This window comes from Kitasatospora sp. NPDC052896, assembly GCF_044547075.1.
Taxonomy (GTDB): Bacteria; Actinomycetota; Actinomycetes; order Streptomycetales; family Streptomycetaceae; genus Kitasatospora.
This window is the reverse complement of the sequence record NZ_JBITZU010000007.1, coordinates 149146-172686: the sequence shown is the minus strand read 5'-3', so window position 1 is coordinate 172686 and position 23541 is coordinate 149146. Positions and strand designations below refer to the sequence as shown.

Here is a 23541-nt window from a genome sequence, read left to right as displayed (position 1 = left end):
GGGGTTCGCACCCGCTCACTCCCTGGAGATCCCGTGGCCCAGCTCGTCCTCTTCCACTCCGTCTACGGGCTGCGCCCCGCGGTGCACGCCGCCGCCGAGCGGCTGCGGGCGGCCGGCCACCAGGTGACGGTCCCCGACCTGTTCGACGGCAAGCTCTTCGACACGGTCGAGGAGGGCATGGCCCACACCGACGAGGTGGGCAAGGACGAGCTGTTGCGCCGGGCGGTCGGCGCGGTCGCGCCGCTGCTCACCGCGGGAACCGGGCTGGTCTACGCGGGCTTCTCGTTCGGCGCCTCGGTGGCCCAGAACCTGGCGCTGGCCGACGAGCAGGCCAGGGGCCTGCTGCTGTTGCACGGCACCTCGGACATCCGGGACGACGCCGCCACCTCGCTGCCGGTCCAGCTGCACGTGGCCGAGCCGGACCCGTTCGAGTCCGAGGACTGGCTGAACGCCTGGTACCTGCGGATGCGGCGGGCGGGCGCGGACGTCGAGGTGCACCGCTACCGGGGAGCCGGGCACCTGTTCACCGACCCCGAGCTGCCGGACTACGACGAGCAGGCGGCCGAGCGGACCTGGCTGGTGGCGCTGGACTTCCTGGCGGAGCTGGACGGCTGAGCGGCGGCGGACGGCCCGCCCGGGGTGCGCTCCCACCGGGCCGTCCGCGCGCGGGTCAGGACCGGGCGGGGTCGTGGGCGCCGGGAACCGGAGCCGGCGGGGCGACCGGGGAGCCGGCCGGGGGCACGGGCCGCGCGCCGAAGACCGCGGTGCGCGGGGCACTCTGCCGGGTGGCCAGCACCACCAGCGCGAAGACCAGGCCGAGTGCCAGCTGCGCCAGCTCGTCCAGGTTCAGCAGCAGGTTCGGCACCACCGGCGCGGCGAAGGCGCTCCGCGCCTCGGCCGTCCCGGTCAGCTGGAGGACCAGCCCGGAGAGCACACCGTACGCGTTGGTCAGCAGCAGCACGCTGCCGCCGGTGCGGACCCACCCGCGCCCGCCGAAGGCAGCGACGATCAGGACGGCCAGGGTGACGCAGGTCACCGTGTCGCCCCCGTAGAAGTTGATCGGCGCGGCGGTGTTGTGCTGGTAGCTGAATCCCAGGGCGGTCGGCAGGTAGGCCGCGCCCTCCTCGGCCAGGTCGTGCGCCAGGACGGCGAGTTCCAGCAGCAGGTCGACGATCATCAGCACGGCCAGCCCGGGCAGTGCTGCGGTCCGCGGTGCGGCGGAGGCCGGGGGTGGCGGGAAGGCTCCCACGGGCTGGGCGTGACTCATGGCGGGTTGTCCCCCTTGGACGGTCCGAGCGAAGGCGACCCGACTGCGGGGTCGCGCCGGCCGAGAGTAGCGTGCGGACCGCCCGTCGGCAGCGACGCGGGGGGCCCGAACCGCAGATCAGGCCCCCCGCGCCGGTCTTGAAGCCGGCTCAGGCGCTCCAGGCGGACGGGCCCAGCAGCATCTTCACCTCGGAGGCGAAGGCCCCGTTGTCCGGGTTGACCAGGAAGCCCAGCTCGTAGAGCACGTCCTTCTGCCGACTGGTCGTCAGCAGCCGCACCGGGACGTCCCCGGGGTGGGCCCGCAGCGAGCGCTTCAGCTCGCGGATCAGGTCCGGGTTGATCTTCGTGGCGGGCGCGCTGATCTGGATCGGCGGCTTGCCGCCGTGCTCGGCGGAGGAGATGTCCAGGGTGGTGATCTCCGCACCGAAGATGCTGAGGGCGCCGTCCCGCTCGTTGAGCCGGCCGCGCACCGAGACCACGTTGTCCTCGACCATCTGGTCGGCCATCAGGTTGTAGGTGGCCGGGAAGAACAGCACCTCGACCGAGCCGTCACGGTCGGCCAGGGTGATGATCGCCCAGGCGTTGCCGGCCTTGTTGATCCGCCGGTCCACGCCCGTGATCAGCCCGGAGAGCCGGACCTCGCCCTCGGTGCGGCCGGAGCCCATCAGCTCGGCGATCGAGGTGTCGCGGTTGCGGGAGAGGATGTGCTCGGCGCCGTCCAGCGGGTGGCTGGAGACGTACAGACCGAGCATCTCCCGTTCCAGGCTGAGCAGTTGCTTGCGCGGCCACTCCCGGTCGGTGAGCTCGAAGTCGAGTCCGATGGTCGGGGTGTCGGCACCGGTGTCCAGTGCGCCGAACAGGTCGTCCTGGCCGATCGCCTGCTGCTTCTTGACCCCGGTCACCGCGTCGATCGCGGTCTCGTGCACGGTGGTCAGCGACAGCCGGGTGTGCCCGAGCGAGTCGAACGCGCCCGCCTTGATCAGCGAGTCGACGGTCCGCTTGTTGCACGCGACCAGCTCGACCTTGTCCAGGAAGTCCGCGAAGGAGGTGTACTTGCCCTTCTCCTTGCGGGTCTTGATCAGCGACTCGATCACCGGGACGCCGACGTTGCGCACGGCCTTCAGGCCGAACCGCACGTCGGAGCCGACGGCGGTGAAGTCGACCACCGACTCGTTGACGTCGGGCGAGAGGATCTTGATGTTCATCTTCCGGCACTCGGCCAGGTAGACGGCCATCTTGTCCTTGTCGTCGGCGACCGAGGTGAGCAGGGCGGCCATGTACTCGGCCGGGTAGTTCGCCTTGAGGTAGGCGGTCTGGTAGGAGACCAGCCCGTACGCGGCGGAGTGCGATTTGTTGAACGCGTATCCGGCGAACGGGACCAGCACGTCCCACACCGCCTGGATCGCCTCGTCCGAGTAGCCGCGCTCCTTGCAGCCCGCGTGGAAGGGGACGAACTCCTTCTCCAGGACCTCCTTCTTCTTCTTGCCCATCGCGCGGCGGAGCAGGTCTGCCTGTCCGAGCGAGTAGCCGGCCAGCACCTGGGCGGCTCGCTGCACCTGCTCCTGGTAGACGATCAGACCGTAGGTGGGGCCGAGGACCTCCTTGAGCGGTTCCTCCAGCTCCGGGTGGATCGGGATGATCTCCTGCTGGGCGTTCTTGCGCAGCGCGTAGTTGGTGTGCGAGTTCATGCCCATCGGGCCGGGGCGGTACAGCGCCGAGACGGCGGAGATGTCGGCGAACTCGGTGGGCTTCATCAGTCGCAGCAGGGCGCGCATCGGGCCGCCATCGAGCTGGAACACGCCCAGGGTGTCGCCGCGGGCCAGCATCTCGTACGTGGTCGGGTCGTCGATCGGGATCTTCTCGATGTCGACGTCGACGCCCCGGTTGGCCTTGATGATCTTGATGGCGTGGTCGATGATGCCCAGGTTCCGCAGACCCAGGAAGTCCATCTTGATCAGGCCCATGGCTTCGCACGACGGGTAGTCGAAGCCGGTGATGATCACGCCGTCCTTGTCCCGCATGTGCAGCGGGATCAGGTCGAGCAGCGGGGTCGAGGAGAGGATGACGGCGGCGGCGTGCACGCCGGTGCCGCGGATCAGGCCCTCGATGCCCATGCCGGTGTCGATGATCTTCTTGACGTCCGGCTCGTTGGCGTACATGTTCCGGATCTCGGTGCCCTCGTTGTAGCGGGGGTGAGACTCGTTGAACAGGTCGGAGAGCGGGACGCCCTTGCCCATCACGTCCGGCGGCATCGCCTTGGTGATCCGGTCGCCCATCGAGAAGGGGTAGCCGAGGATGCGGTTGGCGTCCTTGACGGCGGCCTTGGCCTTGATGGTGCCGAACGTGTTCACCTGGGCGGTGTAGGCGGCGCCGTACTTCTCGGTGACGTAGCGCACCATCTGGTCGCGCTGGCGGTCGTCGAAGTCGATGTCGACGTCCGGGGGGTTGATGCGCTCGGGGTTGAGGAACCGCTCGAACAGCAGATCGTGCTCCAGCGGGTCCAGCTGGGTGATCCCGGTGAGGTAGGCGACCATCGAGCCCGCCGCCGAACCACGACCCGGACCGACCGGGATGCCGTTGTCCCGGCCGTACTGGCAGATGTCGGCGACCACGAGGAAGTAGGCGTCGAACCCCATCGGGGTGATGACGCCCATCTCCAGCTCGATCCGGTCCAGCACCTCCTGGCTCGGGTTGTCGCCGTAGCGGTGCTCGAGGCCGGCCTCGATCTTCTTGCGCAGGTAGGAGGCCTGGGTCTCGCCCGCGGGGACGTCGAACTGCGGCATCCGGTCGACGTACTCGAAGACCTCGTCGTACGGCTGGATCCGCTCGCCGATGGCCAGCGTGTTGGAGCAGGCCTCCGGCAGCTCGTCGAAGAGCGCGCGCATCTCCTCCGGCGTCTTGATGTAGTAGCCGGTGCCCTGGAACTTGAAGCGGTTCGGGTCGTCCTTGTTCTTGCCCACGCCGACGCAGAGCAGGCTGTCGTGCGCGTCCGCCTGGTCGGCGGTCACGTAGTGCGAGTCGTTGGTGGCCAGCAGCGGGATGTTCAGCTGCTTGGCGAGCTGCAGCAGGCCGGCCCGGACGTCCCGCTCGATGGACAGGTCGTGGTCCATCAGCTCCAGGAAGTAGTTCTCCTTGCCGAAGATGTCCTGGTAGGCGGCGGCGGCCTTGACCGCCTCGTCGTACTGGCCGAGCCGCAACCGGGTCTGCACCTCGCCCGAGGGACAGCCGGTGGTGGCGATGATCCCGGTGGCGTTGGCGGCGATCAGCTCGCGGTCCATCCGGGGCTTCATGTAGTAGCCCTCCATGGACGCGAGCGAGGAGAGCTTGAAGAGGTTGCGCAGGCCGGTGGCGTTCTCCGCCCACATGGTCATGTGGGTGTAGCGGCCGCCACCGGAGACGTCCTTGCCGCCCTCGCCGTCCGCGCTGGCCGGGCGCTGGCCGCCGGGGGACCAGAAGACCGGCTTCTTCTCGAACCGCGAGCCCGGGGCGACGTACGCCTCGATGCCGATGATCGGCTTGACCGAGCTGCCCTTGGCCTTCTGGAAGAACTCGTAGGCGCCGAACATGTTGCCGTGGTCGCTCATCGCGATGGCCGGCATGCCCTGCCGCTCGGCCTCCGCGATCAACTTGCCGTTCTTCGCTGCCCCGTCGAGCATCGAGTACTCGGTGTGGACATGCAGGTGGACGAAGCTGTCAGCCACGGTGCGACCGGCTCCTCGGCATAGATCTCGGCGGGGGAACCTCCACCCTAGCGCGCTCCGGCTCCCTCCTCGGCGCTCGCCGAAGCCGGCCGTCGCGCCGGATCCGCTGCCCCGTCGGCGAGTTCGGGCGGGACGACGGTGCGCAGGGCGGTGGTGAAGGCGGCCACCGCGGGGTGGCGGGCGGCGCCGGCGCGGAAGGCGGTGCGGGTGCGGCGGGACGTCGGGAGGCGGGTCAGGGCGACGCCCGGCGGGGGGTCGGTGGCGCCCAGGTGGGGGACCAGGGCGACGCCCTGGCCGGCCGCGACCAGGGCGAGGACGGTCGCGAAGTCGTCGATCTGGTGGCGGATCCGCGGGCTGAAGCCGGCGGCCTGGCAGGCCCGGACCACCATGGTGTGGCAGAGCGTGCCGGTCGGGGCCACGATCCAGGGCGCCTGCCGCTGGTCGGCCACGGTGCCCGGGGCCGGCGCGGCCAGGTACATCGGCTCGGTGAAGAGCGGCTCGCCGGCCAGGCCGGGCTCCGGCTCGGCCGGCACGAAGTCGTACTCGTGCACGAGCGCCACGTCCAGCTCGCCGGCCCGCAGCGCGGCGGCCACGCCGGCCGGGTCCACCTCGGTCACCCGGGGCTCCAGGGCTGGGTGGCGGCGGGCCAGCTCGGCCAGCGCGGCCGGGACGATCGCCCGGGTGGCCGAGGGGTAGCTGCCGATCCGCAGCGGCCCGGCCAACCCCTGCCGGGCGCCGGCCAGCTCGGCCGAGGCCCGTTCCAGCCGGGCCAGCACCGCCTCGGCGTGCACGACCAGGCCGAGCGCGGCCGGGGTGAGCGTGACCCGTCGGCCGGTGCGTTCCAGCAGTGGCAGGCCGGCCTCCCGTTCCAGCGCGCTGAGCTGCTGGGAGACGGCGGAGGGGCTGAAGGCCAGCGCCTCGGCGACGGCGGCGATGGTGCCCCGGTGGGCCAGCTCCCGCAGGAGCCGCAGGCGGCGGACGTCGAGCATCAGCACAGCTTACGGTTCAGCGTGGAAATGCGAACTGGACCTGTCGGGTCGGCTGGGTCAGGCTCGATCGCATGGCACTTCTCGAGGGCATCCACGTCCCCCTGGTCACCCCCTTCACCCCCGCCGGCGAGCTGGCCGGCGAGGCGCTCGAAGGCCTCGCCCACCGGCTGCTGGACGACGGCGCGGCCGGGCTGGTCGCGCTCGGCACCACCGGCGAGCCGGCCGCGCTGGACGAGGCCGAGCGGCGGGCGGTGATCGCGATCTGCGCCCGGGTCTGCCGGGAGCGCGGCGCGGCGCTGACCGTCGGCGCGAGCGGTGGCGACACCCGCGGCGCGCTGCGGGCACTGGACGGGCTGCGGCGGTGGCCGGAGGCGGTGGCCGCGCTGGTGCCGGTGCCGGCGTTCACCCGTCCGGGGGAGGCCGGGGTGCTGGCCCACTTCGCCCGGCTGGCCGCCGAGAGCCCGGTGCCGCTGATCGTCTACCACATCCCCTACCGCACCGGGCAGCCGCTGGGCGCGGCGGCGCTGGGCCGGATCGTCCGGCTGCCCGGGGTGGCCGGGGTGAAGTACGCGACCGGGGTGCTGGACCAGGAGACCGTGGCGTTCCTGGGCGACCGGCCGGAGGACTGCGCGGTGCTGGCCGGCGACGACGCGTTCCTCTCGCCGCTGCTGGCGCTCGGCGCGGCGGGCGGGATCCCGGCCTCGGCCCATCTGGGCACCGCGCGCTTCGTCGAGTTGACCGGGCACTGGCGGGCCGGCCGGGTGGCGGAGGCCCGCGCGCTCGGCCACCGGCTGGCGGCGCTCTCCGCGGCCGCCTTCGCCGTGCCCAACCCGGCCGTGGTCAAGGGCGTGCTGCACGCGCTGGGCCGGATTCCCAGCCCGGCGGTCCGGCTGCCGCTGCTGCCGGCCGGCTCGGCGAGCGTGGCGGCGCTCGGTGCGTTGGCCGGGGAGCTGGATGAGGGGCCGGCTGTCCAGCAGGCGGATCGATTGGCGGTCCACCCCGGGTGACAAGGCAGGATGAAGAGGACAGCAGCAACGGAGGAGGACGACGGATGAAGATCGGCATCGTGGGGGCGACCGGCCAGGTCGGCGGTGTGGTGCGGGAGGTCCTGGCGGAGCGCCGGTTCCCGGTGGAGCAGCTGCGGCTCTTCGCCTCGGCCCGTTCGGCCGGCCGCGCGCTGCCGTGGCAGGGCGGCGAGGTCACCGTCGAGGACGCGGCCACCGCCGACTACCGGGGCCTGGACATCGTGATCTTCTCGGCCGGCGGCGGGACCTCCCGTGAGCTGGCGCCCAAGGTGGCCGCGGCCGGCGCCGTGGTGATCGACAACTCCTCGGCCTGGCGGCGTGACCCCGAGGTGCCGCTGGTGGTCAGCGAGGTCAACCCGGAGGCGATCGCCGACCGGCCGAGGGGGATCATCGCCAACCCGAACTGCACCACCATGGCCGCGATGCCGGTGCTGCGCCCGCTGCACCAGGAGGCCGGGCTCACCGCGCTGGTGGTGGCCACCTACCAGGCGGTCTCCGGCAGTGGCCTGGCCGGCGTGCGGGAGCTGCAGGAGCAGGCCGCCAAGGTGGTGGAGAACGCCGCCGCGCTCACCCACGACGGCTCGGCGGTCGAGTTCCCGGCACCCGCCGTGTACAAGCGTCCGATCGCCTTCAACGTCCTCCCGCTGGCCGGCTCGATCGTCGACGACGGCTCGAACGAGACCGACGAGGAGCAGAAGCTCCGCCACGAGAGTCGCAAGATCCTGGGCATCCCGGAGCTGAAGGTCTCCGGCACCTGCGTCCGGGTGCCGGTCTTCACCGGTCACTCGCTGCAGGTCAACGCCCGGTTCGCGGCCGAGCTGAGCCCCGAGCGGGCCGCCGAGCTGCTGGCCGGCGCGCCGGGCGTGCTGCTCAGCGACATCCCGACCCCGCTCCAGGCGGCCGGCCAGGACCCGACCTACGTCGGCCGGATCCGCCGGGACGAGACGGTCGAGCACGGTCTGTCGTTCTTCCTCTCCAACGACAACCTGCGCAAGGGCGCGGCGCTGAACGCCGTGCAGATCGCCGAGCTGGTCGCCGCCGAGCTCGGCTGAGGTCGGCCGGCTGAGCCACCCGGGGGTCACGGAGCGGTCCGTGACCCCCGGGTGGCTCAGCCCGTGGCGCGGGCAGGCGGGTGATTCACCGGTCCGTCGGGGGGTAAAGGAGACCGCAACGGTCGGGCGGGGTGCTCTCGGCGGCCCCGCTCCGGCAGACTGCTCGGGCCGACCGGGAGAGAGGTGCGGAAGTGGACCGCTGCGTCGTCCTCGTGGATGCCGGATACCTGCTGGGCGCCGCCGCCAGCCTGCTCGCCGGCGAGTCCGCGCGCTCCCGGGTGACGGTGGACCACACCGCGCTGATCGCCTCGCTGCGGGAACGGGCCGAGGAGGAGACCGGGCTGCCGCTGCTGCGGATCTACTGGTTCGACGCGGCCCCCGAGCGCCGTCCGATGCCGGAGCACCGCCGGCTGCGGGTGCTGCCCCGGGTCACCGTCCGGCTCGGTGCGCTGACCCGGGCCGACGGCCGCTGGGTGCAGAAGGGCGTGGACGCCGCGATGCACGCCGAGCTCTCCGAGCTGGCCCGCAACCGGGCCTGCGCGGACGTGGTGCTGGTGACCGGCGACGGCGATCTGCTGCCGGGCATGATGTCCGCGAAGGAGCACGGGGTCGCCGTCCACCTCTGGGCGCTGCAGGCCGCCGACGGGGACTTCAACCAGTCCGAGGACCTGGTCGGCGAGGCCGACGAGCGGCGGGTGCTGGACCGGGCCTGGATCACCCGCTCGGTCCGGCTGCGCGAGCCGGCCACCGTCTTCCCGTCCGCCGGGCCGCGCCCGGAGATCGCCAAGATCCTGGCCGCGCCGCCCACCCCGGCGCCCGGTCCGACCCCGGGTCCGGACGAGGAGCCGTGCCGGCCCGCCGCGGAGGCTCCCGCCCGCCCGGCCGAGCCGGCCCTGCCGCCGGTCGCGCTGAAGGCCGTGCCCACCCCGAAGGACCTGGCCGGCCGCACCGCGGCGGCCGCCGCCCAGCCACCCGCCGCCGCGGCGCACAACGGCCCGGTGCTGCGCTGGTCCTCCGACCGCGGCTGGGTGGACCGGCCGTCGCCGGCCGAGACCAGTACCGCTGCCGACGGGCTGCCCACGCTGGCCCAGCTCACCACCGCCGAGCAGCGCTGGGTGGACCGGGAGGAGGACATCACCGCGATCGGCGGCGACCCGCACGAGGTCGGCCAGGTGTTCGCGCGGCGCTGGACGGACCGGCTGGGCGAGCGCGAGCGGCTCGGGGTGCTGTGGTCCGACTACCCCCGGATCCCGCACCGGGTGGACGGCGAACTGCTGCGCTACGCGGCCCGGTTCGGCCTGCTGGCGCACAAGGACGACCAGATCGACGAGCACGACCGGTACGCGATCCGGGCCGGCTTCTGGAAGGAGCTGGCGGCCCGGATCCCGGGCGGTGAACTGATCGTGGTGGACGACTGACCGACCCGGCCGGCGGCGGGGTGACCCGCCCCGCTGATTCTCATCCGCAGCGCGTAGAGTCTTCGCTCGTGAGCGAGCCCCCCCTGCCCTGTTGCTCCGTCCGGGGCCTCACCAAGAGCCACGGTGAGATCCGCGCCACCGACGGGGTCGACCTGGAGATCCACCAGGGTGAGATCTTCGGCCTGCTCGGCCCCAACGGCGCCGGCAAGTCCACCCTGGTCCGCCAGCTCACCGGGCTGCTGCGGCCGGACTCCGGCAGCATCGAGATCCTCGGCCACGACGTGGTGCGCCACCCCGAGCGGGCCGCCCGGCTGCTCGGCTACCTGGGCCAGGAGTCCACCGCGCTGGACGAGTTGACGGTGGCGCTGGCCGCCGAGACCACCGGCCGACTGCGCGGGCTCACCCGGGCGGCGGCCCGGGCCGAGGCCGCCGAGGTGCTCGCCGAGCTGGGCCTGGAGCCGCTGGCCGGCCGCCCGCTCAGCAAGCTCTCCGGCGGCCAGCGCCGGCTCGCCTGCTTCGCCGCCACGCTGGTCGGCGAGCGCCCGCTGCTGGTCCTGGACGAGCCGACCACCGGCATGGACCCGGTCGCCCGGCGAGCCGTCTGGGCCGCGGTGGACCGCCGCCGTTCGGAGCGCGGGACCACCGTGTTGCTGGTCACCCACAACGTGATCGAGGCCGAGACGGTGCTGGACCGGGTCGCCGTGCTGGACGAGGGCCGGGTGATCGCCTGCGACACGCCCGGGGGGCTGAAGGCGCTGGTGGACGGGGACGTCCGGCTCGACCTGGTCTGGCGGGCCGAGGCGCCGCTCGGGGTGCCGACGGTCGCGCTGCTGGCCGACCGGGCCGAGCGGTCCGGCCGGCGCTGGACCCTGCGCACCACCCCGGAGGAGGCCAGGGAGCTGGTCGCCGCGGTGACCACCGGGCCGGCCTTCGCCGCCCTGGACGACTTCACGCTGGCCACCCCGAGCCTGGAGGACGCCTACCTCCGGCTCGGCGGACGTCACGGAGGACTGGCCAAATGAGCACGCTGACCGCCACCGCCACCGCGACCCGGCCGGCCGCGCAGGCCGCCGCGCTGGCCCCCGCCGCCCGGCCGCTGCCGGCGCTGGCCGCCGTCTACCGGGCGCAGCTGGCCCGGGCCAAGGTGGCCCGGATCCCGCTGATGTTCGTGGCGACCTTCCAGTCGGTCGGCATCCTGGTGATGATGCGCGGCGTGGTCGCCGCGGGGGACAACGCGTCGGCGCGCGCGGTGGTGTCCGGCTCCAGCGTGCTGGTGGTGGCCTTCGTGGCGCTCAACCTGCTCGCCCAGTACTTCGGCCGGCTGCGGGCCACCGGTGGCCTGGACCACTACGCGACACTGCCGGTCCCGGCCGCCTCGGTGGTGCTCGGCGCGGCGGCCGCGTTCGCCTCGTTCACGCTGCCCGGCGCGCTGGTCACGGCGGCCGCGGGGGCCCTGCTGTTCAAGCTCTCCCTGGTGCACCTCTGGGTGCTGCTGGCGGTGGTCCCGCTCTCCGGCGCGGCGCTCTCCGGGCTGGGCGCGGCCTGCGGGCTGCTGGCGCCCAAGCAGGAGATCGCCACCATGCTCGGCCAGCTGGGCATGTCGGCCGCGTTGTTGTTGGGCGTGTTGCCGGCCGCGCACCTGCCGGGGCCGGTCCAGTGGCTGCGCGACCTGCTGCCCTCGACCTACGGGGTGAACGCCTTCGCACTGACCTTCGCGGCCCGGCCGGACTGGCCCGCGGTCGGCGGTGATCTGGCGGTCTGTGCGGCCGTTGGAGTGATCTCACTGGCCGTGGCGACCTGGGCTTACCGCCGCGCCACCACCCGTTAGCCCGGATCTCGGGCGCTTCGTGAAACGATGGAGCGGTGACCGAACCGAACACGCCTCCGGAGGCCGGACCCCTCCCGCCCCGGTCCGAGCCGTCCTCCGCCCAGCCGCCGGCCCACCGGCTCGGCGCCGAGCTGAAGATCGGTGTGCCGATCGGCCTGGCCTGCGCACTGCTCGGGCTGGTGATGGGCCTGCTCTGGGTCTGGCTGGCACCCGAGGTACCGCTGGTGGTGCACGGGCAACAGGTGCTGTACGTCGACCCGGAGGGTGAACAGCGAGCCGGCGCGGACGGCACCTTCGTGCTGCTCGGCCTGGCGTTCGGGCTGCTCACCGCGGTGCCGGCGTTCCTGCTCACCCGGCGGCGCGGCGGCGGGATCGCGGTGGCGGTCGGGCTGGCGCTGGGCGGGCTGGCCGGCTCGCTGGCCGCCTGGCGGCTCGGCGTGACCCTCGGCCCGACCAGTGACATCGTCGCGCACGCCAAGGCGGTGGGCGACGGGCACACCTTCAACGAGGCGCTGGCGCTGAGCGCGCACGGCGCGCTGCTGGTCTGGCCGATGGCCGCGATGGTGCTGCTGCTGATCCTCTCGGCGGCCTTCGGCAAGCGGGAGGAGGACCTGCCGCCGTACTGGGCCGGTCCGCAGTGGCCGCAGGCCGACGAGGCGCCGGCCGGGTCCGGTGACTCCTCAGCGGCGGCCGATCTCGGCACTGACGGCAGCCGTCAGGCGCAGTAGGTCCTGCGGCGCCAGCTCGACCTCCAGACCGCGCCGCCCGGCCGAGACGAAGACCGTCGGGTGCGCCAGCGCACCGGCGTCCAGCACGGTGGGCAGCGGGCGGCGCTGCCCGAGCGGCGAGATCCCGCCGCGGACGTAGCCGCTGCTGCGCTCGGCGGCGGCCGGGTCGGCCATCACCGCCTTCTTGCCGCCCAGTGCGGTGGCCAGCGCCTTGAGGTCCAGCTGCCCGGCGACCGGCACCACGCCGACCGCGAGCCTGCCGTCGACCTCGGCCACCAGGGTCTTGAAGACCCGCTCGGCCGGGACACCCAGCGCCTGCGCGGCCTCCTCGCCGTAGGAGGCCGCGGCCGGGTCGTGCTGGTAGGCGTGCACGGTGAACGGCACCCCGGCGCTCTCCAACGCCACCGTGGCCGGGGTCCCCGCGCCACCGCGCTGCTTCTTCGCGGCTTTCGCCACTGATCGCTCCCTCGACTCGGTGGGTGGTCAGTTCGGGCTGAAGGCCTGGCGGGTCAGGTCCACCGCCGGGACGGAGGGCAGCCAGGCCAGCAGCGCGGTCTCCCGGCGCAGCAGCTCCAGTTCGGTGGCCAGCCGGCTCGCGGTGTCCGGGCAGGCCAGCAGCCGCTGCTTGACCGGCACGTCCAGCACCGAGGCGGCCGCCACCAGGTAGGAGAGCACCTGCGGGTCGTCCGGCAGCTCCTGCTCGCCGCTCAGGCTGGCCCGGCGGGCGCCCGCCAGCCGCTTCTGGTACGCCCGGAAGGCCCGCTCGACCCCGCCGGCCAACGCGCCGGCGCCCTCTCCGAGCTGCTCCTCGACCGTCTCGACCTCGCCGACCAGGTACGGCCCGTCCGTCTCCACCGAGCGCAGTCGGAACCGGGTCGTCCCGGTGATCAGCAGCTCGTAGCCGCCGGCCGGCCGCGGCTGCACCGACGCGACGTCCGCCACACAGCCGATGTGGTGCAGCGCCTGCAACGGGTCGCCGTCGGTGCCCAGCCCGTCCAGCGGGCCGGCCGGCCGGTCGCGGTCGGTGACCGGGGCGACCTCCCGGCCGTCCTTGATGGCCAGCACGCCGAAGCGGCGCGGCTGGTCTTCGGGCTGTTCGAGCAGATCGGCGACCAGCCGCCGGTAGCGCTCCTCGAAGACGTGCAGGGGCAACACGAGCCCGGGGTAGAGCACCGAGTCGAGCGGGAAGATCGGCAGCCGTTCTGTCACGGCGCACAGCGTAGTTGCCCGCGGCTCCGCCGCGAGGGCCAGGTGGCCGGCCACCACGGCGCCGATGGTCCGCTCGGGCGCCCGGCGGTCTGCGCCGAACGGGTCGTCCTCGACGGGCCGGGCGGCGGACCCCGCGGCACCGAAGGGCCCGGCGCCACCGGAATCCGGCCGCCCGCCCACCGCGGTCCTCGCTCGAACGGCTGTCTCGCCCCACGTATCACGGAATGGAATGCGGGACCGATGATTCCGGCCACTCCTTACACTTGGGCCTGTGATCTCTCGAATCGACCTGCGCGGCGCCTCCGGCGACCCGCGTGACCTGCTGCCCCGTGCCGAGTTCGACGTGGAGGCCGCCCTGGAGAAGGTGCGGCCCATCTGCGAGGACGTCCGCCATCGTGGGGTCGCGGCGTTGATCGAGTATGCCGAGCGGTTCGACGGCGTGGTGCTCGAGCGCACCCGGGTGCCCGAGGCCGAGCTGACCGCCGCGCTGGAGACGCTGGACCCGAAGGTGCGGGCCGCGCTGGAGGAGTCGATCCGGCGGGCCCGGCTGGTCCACCACGAGCAGCGCCGCACCGACCACACCACCCAGGTGGTGCCCGGCGGCACGGTCACCGAGCGCTGGGTGCCGGTGGACCGGGTCGGCCTGTACGTGCCGGGCGGGCTGGCGGTCTACCCGTCCTCCGTGGTGATGAACGTGGTCCCGGCGCAGGAGGCCGGCGTTCCGGGCATCGCGGTCACCTCCCCGCCGCAGCGGGACTTCGGGGGCAAGGTGCACCCGACCATCCTGGCCGCCTGCGCGCTGCTCGGGGTCACCGAGGTCTACGCCGCCGGCGGCGCCCAGGCGATCGCGATGTTCGCCTACGGCACCGAGGAGTGCGCGCCGGTCAACCTGGTGACCGGCCCCGGCAACATCTACGTGGCCGCCGCCAAGCGGCTGCTAAAGGGCCGGATCGGGATCGACGCCGAGGCCGGCCCGACCGAGATCGCCGTCCTGGCCGACGACAGCGCCGCGCCGGCCGAGGTGGCCGCCGACCTGATCAGCCAGGCCGAGCACGACCCGATGGCCGCCTCGGTGCTGGTCACCGACTCGGTCGCGCTGGCCGAGGCGGTGGAGGCCGAGCTGGCCGAGCAGGTCGCCGAGACCAAGCACCGCGAGCGGGTCACCGAGGCGCTGGGCGGCCGGCAGTCCGGCATCGTCCTGGTGGACGACCTGGAGCAGGGCCTGCTGGTGGTCAACGCCTACGCCGCCGAGCACCTGGAGATCCAGACCCGGGACGCCGCCGCGGTGGCCGCCCGGGTGCGCAACGCGGGCGCGATCTTCGTCGGCCGGTACGCGCCGGTCTCGCTGGGCGACTACGCGGCCGGTTCCAACCACGTGCTGCCGACCGGTGGCTGCGCCTGCCACTCGTCCGGTCTCTCCGTGCAGTCCTTCCTGCGCGGCATCCACGTGATCGACTACGACCGCGAGGCGCTGGCGGACATCGCCGCGCACGTGGTCAACCTCGCCGCGGCCGAGGACCTGCCGGGTCACGGCGACGCGATCCGCGCCCGCTTCGACTGGACGGTGCCTGGCCAGTGAAGATCGACGATCTCCCGGTCCGCGACGAGCTGCGCGGCCAGTCCCCGTACGGCGCGCCGCAGCTCGACGTGCCGGTCCAGCTGAACACCAACGAGAACCCGTACCAGCTGCCCGAGCCGCTGGTGGCGCGGATCGCCGAGCGGGTCGCCGCGGCCGCCCGCGACCTCAACCGCTACCCGGACCGGGACGCGGTCGAGCTGCGTGACGGCCTGGCGGCCTACCTAACCCGCACCACGGGCGTGCCGCTCACCCGGGCCCAGGTCTGGGCGGCGAACGGCTCCAACGAGGTGATCCAGCAGCTGCTGCAGACCTTCGGGGGGCCCGGTCGCAGCGCGCTGGGCTTCGCGCCCTCGTACCAGATGCACGAGCTGATCTCGCGCGGCACCGGCACCCGGTGGGTCGCCGGCCCGCGCCGCGCCGACTTCACCATCGACCTGGACGCGGCCGTCGCGGCGCTCGCCGAGCACCGCCCGGACGTGCTCTTCGTCTGTTCGCCGAACAACCCGACCGGCACCGCGGTCGAGGCCGACACCGTGCGGGCGCTGTACGACGCCGCGCAGGCGGTCAAGCCGACCATGGTCGTGGTGGACGAGGCGTACGTCGAGTTCTCGCACCGCGCCTCGCTGCTGTCGCTGCTGGCCGGCCGGCCGCACCTGGTGGTCACCCGGACCATGTCGAAGGCGTTCGGCGCGGCCGGGCTGCGGCTCGGCTACCTGGCCGCCGACCCGGCCGTGGTGGACGCGGTGCAGCTGGTCCGGCTGCCGTACCACCTGTCCGCGGTCACCCAGGCCACCGCACTGGCCTGCCTGGAGCACACCGACACCCTGCTCGGGTACGTCGAGCGGCTCAAGGCCGAGCGCGACCGGGTGGTGACGGCGCTGCGCGCGCTGGGCCTGGAGGTCACCGACTCGGACGCCAACTTCATCCAGTTCGGGGTCTTCACGGACCCGCACGCCGTCTGGCAGGGCCTGCTGGACCGCGGCGTGCTGGTCCGCGACAACGGCGTCCCCGGGCGGCTGCGGGTCACCGCCGGCACGCCCGCCGAGAACGACGCCTTCCTGGACGCCCTCACCACCGTGATCAAGGAGCTGTGAACCCCATGTCCCGCATCGGGCGCGTCGAGCGCGCCACCAAGGAGACCTCGGTCCTGGTCGAGATCGACCTCGACGGCACCGGCCGGACCGACATCTCCACGGGCGTCGGGTTCTACGACCACATGCTCGACCAGCTGGGCCGCCACGGTCTCTTCGACCTCACCGTGAAGACTGACGGCGACCTGCACATCGACACCCACCACACGATCGAGGACACCGCCCTCGCGCTGGGCGCCGCGTTCAGGCAGGCGCTCGGCGACAAGGTGGGCATCTACCGCTTCGGCAACTGCACGGTGCCGTTGGACGAGTCGCTCGCCCAGGTGACCGTGGACCTCTCCGGCCGCCCGTACCTGGTGCACACCGAGCCCGAGGGCATGGCCCCGATGATCGGGACCTACGATGTGACGATGACCAGGCACATCCTGGAGTCGTTCGTGGCCCAGGCGCAGATAGCCCTGCACGTCCACGTACCGTACGGCCGCAACGCGCACCACATCGTGGAGTGCCAGTTCAAGGCACTCGCCCGGGCGCTGCGCTACGCGTCCGAGTTCGACCCGCGCGCGGCCGGCATCCTCCCCTCGACCAAGGGCGCACTGTGAGCAAGGCAACTCTGTTGATCGTCGTCGGGCTCTTCCTCGGCGGCGGGGTGTACTCCTTCTGGAAGCAGAAGCTGCCCAAGGGCGTCATCGCCGTGCTCGCCCTCGGCTCGGTGCTCTGCCTGGCCGCCGGCGCGCTGCGGCTCTAGAGAGGGGGAGGTCCGCCATGGGCAAGAACGTCGTGGTCCTCGACTACGGGTCGGGGAACCTCAGGTCGGCGCAGCGGGCGATGGAGCGCACCGGCGCGACCGTCACCGTGACCTCCGACTTCCAGCAGGCGATGGACGCCGACGGGCTGCTGGTCCCCGGCGTCGGCGCCTTCGAGGCCTGCATGCGCGGGCTGCGCAAGGTCCGCGGGGAGCAGATCATCGGCCGCCGGCTGGCCGGTGGCCGTCCGGTGCTGGGCATCTGCGTCGGCATGCAGATCCTCTTCGAGCGCGGGGTCGAGCACGGGGTGGAGACCGCGGGCTGCGACGAGTGGCCCGGCACGGTCGAGCCGCTGGACGCCCCGATCGTGCCGCACATGGGTTGGAACACGGTCTCGGTGGCCGAGGGCAGCAGGCTCTTCGCCGGGCTGGACCCGGAGACCCGGTTCTACTTCGTGCACTCCTACGGCGTGCGCCGCTGGGAGCTGGAGGTCACCAACGAGCGGATCCACCCGCCGCTGGTCAGCTGGACCACGCACGGGCAGCCGTTCGTGGCCGCCGTCGAGAACGGGCCGCTCTGGGCCACCCAGTTCCATCCCGAGAAGTCCGGCGACGCCGGCGCCGCCCTGCTGACCAACTGGGTCGACACGCTGTGAACCGGCCGGCTCCGGCCGTGCGTCCGTGTTCCCCCCTCCGATGTGATGAAGGTAGTTACCGATGAGCCGCCTCGAACTCCTGCCCGCCGTCGACGTCCGGGACGGCCAGGCCGTCCGCCTGGTCAAGGGCGCCTCCGGCACCGAGACCTCCTTCGGTGAGCCGCTCGCCGCCGCGCTGGCCTGGCAGTCGGCCGGCGCCGAGTGGCTGCACCTGGTCGACCTGGACGCCGCGTTCGGCACCGGCTCCAACCGTGACCTGCTGCGCGAGGTCACCGGCGCGCTGGACATCAAGGTCGAGCTGTCCGGCGGCATCCGCGACGACGAGTCGCTCGCCGCCGCGCTGGCCACCGGCTGCACCCGGGTCAACCTGGGCACCGCCGCGCTGGAGAGCCCGGACTGGGTCGCCAAGGTGATCGCCGAGCACGGTGACAAGATCGCGGTCGGCCTGGACGTGGTCGGCACCACGCTGCGCGGCCGGGGCTGGACCCGGGACGGCGGAGACCTCTACGAGGTGCTGGCCCGGCTGGACTCCGAGGGCTGCGCCCGCTACGTGGTCACCGACGTCAACCGGGACGGCACCCTGACCGGACCCAACCTCCAGCTGCTGCGCGACGTCTGCGCCGCCACCGACAAGCCCGTGGTCGCCTCCGGCGGGGTCTCCTCGCTGGACGACCTGCGCGCCATCGCCACCCTGGTGCCCGAGGGTGTCGAGGGGTCGATTGTGGGCAAGGCCCTCTACGAGCAGAAGTTCACCCTCGAAGAGGCCCTGGAGGCCGTCTCGTGACAGAGCGTCAGATCGTACGCGGCCGGGTCGCCGGATTCTCGCCCTGGGAGGAGGAGTTCGGCTACGCGCGAGCCGTCGCCGCCGGCGACCACGTGCACGTGGCGGGCTCGACGGCCTGGGTGAACGGTCGGGTGGAGCACGACGACCCGTACCAGCAGGCCCTCACCGCCTTCGGCGTCGGCCTCAACGCCCTTGCCGCGTACGGTCTGACGGCGGACGACGTGGTCCGCACCCGGATGTACATCACGCACCTGCGGGACGCCGACGAGGTCGGCCGGGCGCACAAGAAGCTCTTCGACCGGGTCCGCCCGGTGGCCACCATGGTGGTGGTGGAGGGCCTGATCGACTCGCGGATGGTGGTCGAGGTCGAACTCGACGCCTACCGTGCCGGCCTGGCGGCCGAGTTGGAATCCCTGGAAGGCAAGCCATGACCCTCGCCGTACGTGTGATCCCCTGCCTGGACGTCGACGCCGGTCGGGTGGTCAAGGGCGTCAACTTCCAGAACCTGCGCGACGCCGGCGACCCGGTCGAGCTGGCCAAGCTCTACGACGCGCAGGGCGCCGACGAGTTGACCTTCCTGGACATCACCGCCTCGTCCGGCGACCGGGAGACCACCTACGACGTGGTGCGTCGCACCGCCGAGCAGGTCTTCATCCCGCTCACCGTGGGCGGCGGGGTGCGCGCCGTCGAGGACGTCGACCGGCTGCTGCGGGCCGGCGCCGACAAGGTCGGGGTGAACACCGCGGCGATCGCCCGGCCCGAGCTGGTGCGCGAGATCGCCGAGCGGTTCGGCCGCCAGGTGCTGGTGCTCTCGGTGGACGCCCGGCGCTGCCCGCCCGGCACCGGGACCGCCTCCGGCTACGAGGTCACCACCCACGGCGGGCGGCGCGGCACCGGCCTGGACGCGGTCGAATGGGCGGTCCGGGCGGCCGAGTTGGGGGCCGGCGAGATCCTGCTCAACTCGATGGACGCGGACGGCACCAAGGACGGCTACGACCTGGCGATGATCCGCGCGGTACGGGCCGAGGTGGCCGTGCCGGTGATCGCCTCCGGCGGCGCGGGCAAGCTCGCCGACTTCGCCCCGGCGGTGTCGGCCGGCGCCGACGCGGTGCTCGCCGCCTCGGTCTTCCACTTCGGCGACCTGCGGATCGGCGACGTCAAGACGGCGCTGCGCGAGGCGGGTCACCCGGTCCGCTGAGCCGGTGATCCGGGCGTGTCGGGGCGCGCCCGGGTTGGCACGGCGTCACCGGGGAGCCCGGTCAGCCGTCCGACGCGTCCGCCGCCGGGAGCGGCAGGCGGGCGCGCAGGGCGTCCACCGCCGCCGGCGCGCCGTCCACCACGACGCGGGCGCGCGCCCCGCGACCGAAGGCGAAGAGCAGCAGCTCGGCCGGCTCGCCGGCCACCTCCACCGGCTCACCGTCCGGCGCGCCGACCGTCAGCAGGCCCGGACGGTCGGCGCGACGCAGCTGCACCCGGAGCGGGGTCCGCCGGCCCACCCCGATCCGGGCGGGCAACGGCAGTCGCCGCCAGAGCAGTTCGGTGAGCTCCGGGTCGAGCGGTTCCGGCTCCCAGCCGCCGGGAGCGGCCCGCCGGACGTCCTCGGCGTGCACGAAGTACTCCACGCCGTTGGCCAGTTCGTCCACGCCGGGCAGTGCGAAGAGCGACAGCCGGGGCGGGCCGCCGCGGAACTCCCGCACCAACCGCTCGTACGGCCGGCGCGCGTAGCCGTCCTGCACCCGCCTGGTCCAGCCGGCCAGCGCCGGCAGCTGGATGCCCGGCGCGGCGTCCGGCCGGCGCTCGCGCACCAGCAGGTGGGCGACCAGATCACGGGTGCGCCAACCGGCGCAGAGGGTGGGGGCGTCGGGCCCGGCCCCGGTCAGCAGTCCGGCCAGCCTGGCCCGTTGGGCCTGCGCGTGGTTCGCCATCGGGCCAGCGTACCCAGCCACCGCCGGTGGTCGCCGCTGCCGCGCGGTCAACTCTTCAGCGGGCCGGTCAGTTTGGCGCCGCCCTGGGCGTCCGAGGTGGCCATCGTGCAGCTCACCGCGCGCATCCCCTGCTGGTAGAAGGAGACGTCGGGGCCCACCGGGAAGCTGTACCACTTGCCGCCGCCCTGCTTGGCGGACCAGGCCTGGAAGTACGGCTGGCAGAGCTTCCACATCGCGAGACCCTGGTCCCGCCCGGTGATCCCGTCCGGCAGCCGCGGGTTGGCGATCGACTCGGCGTCGTGCGGCTGGTCGCAGGGGCGTGCCACGGTCGTCGTGATGCCGGTGCTGAGCTGCGGGTTGTCCAGGCAGCTGCCGGCCGCGAAGTACGGGTACGGCAACTGCGGGGTCGGGCTGGTGGCGGGGGATGGCGGCGCGCTGGTCCGGGGCGGCGCGGGCGGCGCGGCCACCGGCCGGTGCGGCGAGGGCCGGAGCAGCACGGCGGTCCCGGCGCCGGCCAGCAGCAACAACCCGACGGCGAGTGCGATCAACCGCCCGCGGCGGGGCCGGCGCTGGGGAAGCTCGGTGGTCATGCGCACCAGAATCCCGCAGCGCGGGCGGGCGCGGGGGCGGTTTCGCCGAGCCGGTCGGGTCCGCGAGGTGGACCGGGACCGGGCCGGGCCGGTCCCGCGCGGTCCGCAGGGTGGGCGGCGGCGGTCCGAAGATCGGAAAGTGCTCGGTCCGGCCGGCCGGTGCTGCCAGAATGGCCGCATGTCATCCGCACCGCCCCCCGTCCCCGCCGCCGCCGGCAGCACCGCCCTCGACCCGGCCATCGCCGCCCGCCTCAAGCGCACCGAGGACGGGCTGGTGCCCGCCGTCGCGCAGCAGTACGACACCGGCGAGGTGCTGATGCTCGGCTGGATGGACGACGAGGCGCTGCACCGCACCCTCACCACCGGCCGGTGCACCTACTGGAGCCGCAGCCGCCGCGAGTACTGGGTCAAGGGCGGCACCTCCGGCCACGTCCAGCACGTGAAGTCGGTGGCGTTGGACTGCGACGGCGACACCCTGCTGGTCCGGGTCGACCAGGTCGGCGCGGCCTGCCACACCGGCGCCCGGACCTGCTTCGACGAAGACGTCCTGCTCAGCCACTGAAGCCTGAGCCACTCGGCCAGGCCCTCCCACCGATCGACCGCTGGAGAACACGGTGCCGTCCATGGACCTCGACGCCTTCCGCAAGCTCGCCGTCGACACCCGGGTCATCCCGGTCACCCGCCGGCTGCTGGCGGACGGCCTCACCCCGCTCGGGCTGTACCGCAGCCTGGCGGCCGAGCGCCCGGGCACCTTCCTGCTCGAGTCGGCGGAGCAGGGCCGCAGCTGGTCGCGCTACTCGTTCGTCGGAGTGCGCTGCGCCGCCACGCTGACCGCCGACCGCCAGGGCAACGCCCGCTGGCACGGCACCCCGCCGGTCGGCATCCCGACCAGCGGTGACCCGCTGCAGGTGCTGCGCGCCGCGGTCGAGGCGCTGCACACCCCGCGGCACACCGAGGACCTCCCGCCGCTCACCGGTGGCCTGGTCGGCTACCTCGGCTACGACATCGTCCGGCGGCTGGAGAAGCTGCCCGAGCTCACTCCGGACGACCTCCGGTTGCCGGAGCTGACCATGCTGCTGGCCACCGACCTCGCGGTGCTGGACCACGCCGACGGCACGGTGCTGCTGATCGCCAACGCGGTCAACCACAACGACCTGGACACCGGCGTGGACGAGGCCTACGCGGACGCGGTGGCCCGGCTGGACGCGATGGAGGCCGAGCTGGCCAAGCCGGTCGAGCCGGGGCTGGCCACCTTCACGCCGACCACGGTCGAGGCGCACTCGCCGTTCGGCGGGGCGCCCTACCGGGCCGCGGTCGAGGTGGTCAAGGAGCGGATCCGGGCCGGCGAGGCCTTCCAGGTGGTCCCGTCGCAGCGCTTCGAGGTGCCCTGTCCGGCCTCCGCGCTGGACGTCTACCGGATGCTGCGGACCAGCAACCCGAGCCCGTACATGTACCTGTTCCGGTTCCCCGGCCCGGACGGCGGCGCCGAGGGCGGCTTCGACGTGGTCGGCTCCAGCCCGGAGGCGCTGGTCAAGGTCACCGAGGGCCGGGCGATGGTGCACCCGATCGCCGGCACCCGGCACCGCGGCGCCACCCCGCAGGAGGACGCCGACCTGGCCGCCGAGCTGCTCGCCGACCCCAAGGAGCGGGCCGAGCACCTGATGCTGGTCGACCTCGGCCGCAACGACCTGGGCCGGGTCTGCACCCCGGGCAGCGTCGAGGTGGTCGACTTCATGTCCGTCGAGCGCTACAGCCACGTGATGCACATCGTCTCCACCGTCACGGGCGAGGTCGCCGCCGGCCGGACCGCCTTCGACGTGCTCACCGCCTGCTTCCCGGCCGGCACCCTCTCCGGGGCGCCCAAGCCGCGTGCGATGCGGATCATCGAGGAGCTGGAGCCCACCCGGCGCGGCCTCTACGGCGGCTGCGTCGGCTATCTCGACTTCGCGGGCGACTCGGACACCGCGATCGCCATCCGCACCGCCGTGTTGCGCGACGGCACCGCGTACGTGCAGGCCGGCGCGGGCGTGGTGGCCGACTCCGACCCGCACGCCGAGGACACCGAGTGCCGCAACAAGGCCGCCGCCGTGCTGCGCGCGGTGGCCACCGCCAACACCCTCCGCGCGCCGCTGCTCTGAGGCTCGTCGGGGCCCCGAGTCCGCCGGGAGGCGTTGGGCGTGACGGCGCCGGCGACCGAGAGCGCTCGGCACCGTGCGCAGCGCTCCGCACCGGCGGGTTCCCGCGGGAGCGGAGCGGCTGAGTCGGGGGCGGTGCGCGGAAGTGATCGGGGACGGGGGATAGTGGTCGGGTGACCGATTCGCCCCCGCCCCACAGTGCCGACCCGTCGGCCGCCCCGTCCTCCTCCCGGCGCAGCCTGGGTCTGATGTTGCTGCTCATCGCGCTCGGTGCGGTGCTGGTGCTGACCGCCGGGGGGCGGGTGTGGGCGCAGGGCCAGGTGAGCGGGCACCTCTCGGTGACCGCGACCGGCAGCGAGATCTCCGGTCTGCCGGGCGCGCTGGCGCTGGTCGCGCTGGCCTCGGCGGTGGCGGTGTTCGCGGTCCGCGGGTTCGGGCGGCTGCTGGTGGGCGTGCTGGTCACGCTGGCGGGGATCGGGGCCACGGTGGGCGCGGCGCTCGGCGCGCGCAACACCAACGCGCTGGACGAGACCGCCGCGCAGAAGCTCGCGCTGGTCGGCACCACGGCCTCGCAGGTCACCCACACCGCCTGGCCGTGGGTGGCGGCGGTCGGTGGCGTGCTGCTGGCCGCGGCCGGCCTGGTCACCGTGGTGTGCGGCCGGGCCTGGCCCGGGATGGGCGCCCGGTACGACGCGCCGACCACGGGCCCGGCCCGGCCGGCCGCGGCGGCCGGCCTCCGCGAGACCCCCGCCGACCTCTGGAAGGCGCTGGACCGCGGCGAGGACCCGACCACGAGCTGAGTCGGTCCGCGAGCCGGACC

General features: G+C 73.6%; 25 protein-coding genes. 18 read left to right on the top strand and 7 right to left on the bottom strand.

Translation table 11 applies throughout. The features are described 5' to 3' along the window. The first annotated feature begins 33 nt into the window (after positions 1–33). A complete protein-coding gene (locus ACIGXM_RS17130) occupies positions 34–615 on the top strand; it encodes a dienelactone hydrolase family protein (protein WP_396561570.1) in 582 nt (193 codons plus the stop codon). A 55-nt stretch (positions 616–670) separates the two neighbouring features. Here the strand turns inward: ACIGXM_RS17130 and ACIGXM_RS17125 are convergent, their stop codons facing one another. The 3 genes from ACIGXM_RS17125 to ACIGXM_RS17115 all read right to left on the bottom strand — a co-directional run bounded on the left by ACIGXM_RS17125 (position 671) and on the right by ACIGXM_RS17115 (position 5956). Next, positions 671–1267, bottom strand: coding sequence for a hypothetical protein (locus ACIGXM_RS17125; protein WP_396561568.1), 597 nt, complete (start codon positions 1265–1267; stop codon positions 671–673). Positions 1268–1415: 148 nt separating this feature from the next. Further along, positions 1416–4967 (bottom strand): DNA polymerase III subunit alpha, encoded by a 3552-nt coding sequence (dnaE, locus tag ACIGXM_RS17120; RefSeq protein ID WP_396561566.1) that lies wholly within the window; start codon positions 4965–4967, stop codon positions 1416–1418. Positions 4968–5014: 47 nt separating this feature from the next. Next, complete coding sequence (locus tag ACIGXM_RS17115; protein ID WP_396561564.1) at positions 5015–5956, bottom strand: LysR family transcriptional regulator; 942 nt, start codon at positions 5954–5956, stop codon at positions 5015–5017. 71 nt (positions 5957–6027) lie between these two features. Here ACIGXM_RS17115 and ACIGXM_RS17110 point away from each other — a divergent pair, with 71 nt between their 5' ends. The 6 genes from ACIGXM_RS17110 (at position 6028) to ACIGXM_RS17085 (ending at position 12007) form a co-directional block, all read left to right on the top strand. Then, positions 6028–6963 carry a dihydrodipicolinate synthase family protein gene (locus tag ACIGXM_RS17110; protein WP_396561562.1) on the top strand — a complete coding sequence of 312 codons (936 nt, stop codon included), beginning with the start codon at positions 6028–6030 and terminating at the stop codon, positions 6961–6963. Between the two features lie 44 nt (positions 6964–7007). Then, a complete protein-coding gene (locus ACIGXM_RS17105; protein WP_396561560.1) occupies positions 7008–8033 on the top strand; it encodes an aspartate-semialdehyde dehydrogenase in 1026 nt (341 codons plus the stop codon). Between the two features lie 191 nt (positions 8034–8224). Continuing rightward, complete coding sequence (locus tag ACIGXM_RS17100; RefSeq protein ID WP_396561558.1) at positions 8225–9451, top strand: NYN domain-containing protein; 1227 nt, start codon at positions 8225–8227, stop codon at positions 9449–9451. Positions 9452–9519: 68 nt separating this feature from the next. Further along, a complete protein-coding gene (locus tag ACIGXM_RS17095; protein WP_396561556.1) occupies positions 9520–10473 on the top strand; it encodes an ABC transporter ATP-binding protein in 954 nt (317 codons plus the stop codon). Continuing rightward, on the top strand, positions 10470–11279 hold the full coding sequence (locus tag ACIGXM_RS17090) for an ABC transporter permease (RefSeq protein WP_396561554.1): 810 nt from the start codon (positions 10470–10472) through the stop codon (positions 11277–11279). The genes ACIGXM_RS17095 and ACIGXM_RS17090 overlap by 4 nt, the downstream gene beginning before the upstream one ends. A gap of 35 nt (positions 11280–11314) precedes the next feature. Beyond that, entirely contained in the window at positions 11315–12007 is a 693-nt protein-coding gene (locus tag ACIGXM_RS17085; protein ID WP_396561552.1) for a hypothetical protein, read from the top strand. Here the strand turns inward: ACIGXM_RS17085 and ybaK are convergent. Further along, positions 11960–12463: a Cys-tRNA(Pro) deacylase gene (ybaK, locus tag ACIGXM_RS17080; RefSeq protein WP_396561550.1), complete on the bottom strand. Its 504-nt coding sequence runs from the start codon at positions 12461–12463 to the stop codon at positions 11960–11962. The genes ACIGXM_RS17085 and ybaK overlap by 48 nt on opposite strands. 27 nt (positions 12464–12490) lie before the next feature. Beyond that, complete coding sequence (locus tag ACIGXM_RS17075; protein WP_396561548.1) at positions 12491–13216, bottom strand: LON peptidase substrate-binding domain-containing protein; 726 nt, start codon at positions 13214–13216, stop codon at positions 12491–12493. A 271-nt stretch (positions 13217–13487) separates the two neighbouring features. On the opposite strand from ACIGXM_RS17075, the gene hisD reads away from it, so the two are divergent. The 8 genes from hisD (at position 13488) to hisF (ending at position 19269) form a co-directional block, all read left to right on the top strand. After that, on the top strand, positions 13488–14795 hold the full coding sequence (hisD, locus tag ACIGXM_RS17070; RefSeq protein WP_396561546.1) for a histidinol dehydrogenase: 1308 nt from the start codon (positions 13488–13490) through the stop codon (positions 14793–14795). Further along, the gene (locus ACIGXM_RS17065) at positions 14792–15889 is read left to right on the top strand and encodes a histidinol-phosphate transaminase (RefSeq protein ID WP_396561544.1); all 1098 of its coding nucleotides are present in this window, start codon (positions 14792–14794) and stop codon (positions 15887–15889) included. Before hisD ends, ACIGXM_RS17065 begins: the two co-directional genes overlap by 4 nt. Positions 15890–15894: 5 nt before the next feature. Continuing rightward, the gene (hisB, locus tag ACIGXM_RS17060) at positions 15895–16488 is read left to right on the top strand and encodes an imidazoleglycerol-phosphate dehydratase HisB (RefSeq protein ID WP_396561543.1); all 594 of its coding nucleotides are present in this window, start codon (positions 15895–15897) and stop codon (positions 16486–16488) included. Further along, on the top strand, positions 16485–16634 hold the full coding sequence (locus ACIGXM_RS17055; protein WP_396561541.1) for a hypothetical protein: 150 nt from the start codon (positions 16485–16487) through the stop codon (positions 16632–16634). The genes hisB and ACIGXM_RS17055 overlap by 4 nt, the downstream gene beginning before the upstream one ends. Before the next feature lie 17 nt (positions 16635–16651). Then, on the top strand, positions 16652–17287 hold the full coding sequence (gene hisH, locus ACIGXM_RS17050; RefSeq protein ID WP_396561539.1) for an imidazole glycerol phosphate synthase subunit HisH: 636 nt from the start codon (positions 16652–16654) through the stop codon (positions 17285–17287). A gap of 61 nt (positions 17288–17348) precedes the next feature. Beyond that, complete coding sequence (priA, locus tag ACIGXM_RS17045) at positions 17349–18071, top strand: bifunctional 1-(5-phosphoribosyl)-5-((5-phosphoribosylamino)methylideneamino)imidazole-4-carboxamide isomerase/phosphoribosylanthranilate isomerase PriA (RefSeq protein WP_396561537.1); 723 nt, start codon at positions 17349–17351, stop codon at positions 18069–18071. Beyond that, complete coding sequence (locus ACIGXM_RS17040; RefSeq protein ID WP_396561535.1) at positions 18068–18502, top strand: RidA family protein; 435 nt, start codon at positions 18068–18070, stop codon at positions 18500–18502. The genes priA and ACIGXM_RS17040 overlap by 4 nt, the downstream gene beginning before the upstream one ends. Then, complete coding sequence (gene hisF / locus ACIGXM_RS17035; protein WP_396561533.1) at positions 18499–19269, top strand: imidazole glycerol phosphate synthase subunit HisF; 771 nt, start codon at positions 18499–18501, stop codon at positions 19267–19269. Before ACIGXM_RS17040 ends, hisF begins: the two co-directional genes overlap by 4 nt. A 61-nt stretch (positions 19270–19330) precedes the next feature. On the opposite strand, the gene ACIGXM_RS17030 is transcribed toward hisF, so the two are convergent. Together ACIGXM_RS17030 and ACIGXM_RS17025 are read right to left on the bottom strand one after the other, a co-directional pair. Continuing rightward, positions 19331–19996: a TIGR03085 family metal-binding protein gene (locus ACIGXM_RS17030; protein ID WP_396561531.1), complete on the bottom strand. Its 666-nt coding sequence runs from the start codon at positions 19994–19996 to the stop codon at positions 19331–19333. Positions 19997–20043: 47 nt separating this feature from the next. Then, entirely contained in the window at positions 20044–20586 is a 543-nt protein-coding gene (locus ACIGXM_RS17025) for a hypothetical protein (RefSeq protein WP_396561529.1), read from the bottom strand. A 178-nt stretch (positions 20587–20764) separates the two neighbouring features. On the opposite strand from ACIGXM_RS17025, the gene hisI reads away from it, so the two are divergent. From hisI to ACIGXM_RS17010, 3 genes are all read left to right on the top strand, one after another. Beyond that, positions 20765–21148 (top strand): phosphoribosyl-AMP cyclohydrolase, encoded by a 384-nt coding sequence (gene hisI / locus ACIGXM_RS17020; RefSeq protein ID WP_396561527.1) that lies wholly within the window; start codon positions 20765–20767, stop codon positions 21146–21148. A 61-nt stretch (positions 21149–21209) separates the two neighbouring features. After that, the gene (locus tag ACIGXM_RS17015; protein WP_396561525.1) at positions 21210–22724 is read left to right on the top strand and encodes an anthranilate synthase component I; all 1515 of its coding nucleotides are present in this window, start codon (positions 21210–21212) and stop codon (positions 22722–22724) included. A 170-nt stretch (positions 22725–22894) separates the two neighbouring features. Then, the gene (locus tag ACIGXM_RS17010) at positions 22895–23521 is read left to right on the top strand and encodes a TIGR02234 family membrane protein (protein ID WP_396561523.1); all 627 of its coding nucleotides are present in this window, start codon (positions 22895–22897) and stop codon (positions 23519–23521) included. Positions 23522–23541 lie beyond the last annotated feature (20 nt).

What these genes read in the sequence shown, in the direction of transcription:
- ACIGXM_RS17125 (WP_396561568.1), bottom strand. Translation starts at nt 1,267, where the DNA reads ATGAGTCACGCCCAGCCCGTGGGAGCCTTCCCGCCACCCCCGGCCTCC.
- ACIGXM_RS17115 (WP_396561564.1), bottom strand. Translation starts at nt 5,956, where the DNA reads ATGCTCGACGTCCGCCGCCTGCGGCTCCTGCGGGAGCTGGCCCACCGG.
- ACIGXM_RS17110 (WP_396561562.1), top strand. Translation starts at nt 6,028, where the DNA reads ATGGCACTTCTCGAGGGCATCCACGTCCCCCTGGTCACCCCCTTCACC.
- ACIGXM_RS17105 (WP_396561560.1), top strand. Translation starts at nt 7,008, where the DNA reads ATGAAGATCGGCATCGTGGGGGCGACCGGCCAGGTCGGCGGTGTGGTG.
- ACIGXM_RS17090 (WP_396561554.1), top strand. Translation starts at nt 10,470, where the DNA reads ATGAGCACGCTGACCGCCACCGCCACCGCGACCCGGCCGGCCGCGCAG.
- hisB (WP_396561543.1), top strand. Translation starts at nt 15,895, where the DNA reads ATGTCCCGCATCGGGCGCGTCGAGCGCGCCACCAAGGAGACCTCGGTC.
- hisH (WP_396561539.1), top strand. Translation starts at nt 16,652, where the DNA reads ATGGGCAAGAACGTCGTGGTCCTCGACTACGGGTCGGGGAACCTCAGG.
- priA (WP_396561537.1), top strand. Translation starts at nt 17,349, where the DNA reads ATGAGCCGCCTCGAACTCCTGCCCGCCGTCGACGTCCGGGACGGCCAG.
- hisF (WP_396561533.1), top strand. Translation starts at nt 18,499, where the DNA reads ATGACCCTCGCCGTACGTGTGATCCCCTGCCTGGACGTCGACGCCGGT.
- ACIGXM_RS17030 (WP_396561531.1), bottom strand. Translation starts at nt 19,996, where the DNA reads ATGGCGAACCACGCGCAGGCCCAACGGGCCAGGCTGGCCGGACTGCTG.
- ACIGXM_RS17025 (WP_396561529.1), bottom strand. Translation starts at nt 20,586, where the DNA reads ATGACCACCGAGCTTCCCCAGCGCCGGCCCCGCCGCGGGCGGTTGATC.
- hisI (WP_396561527.1), top strand. Translation starts at nt 20,765, where the DNA reads ATGTCATCCGCACCGCCCCCCGTCCCCGCCGCCGCCGGCAGCACCGCC.
- ACIGXM_RS17015 (WP_396561525.1), top strand. Translation starts at nt 21,210, where the DNA reads ATGGACCTCGACGCCTTCCGCAAGCTCGCCGTCGACACCCGGGTCATC.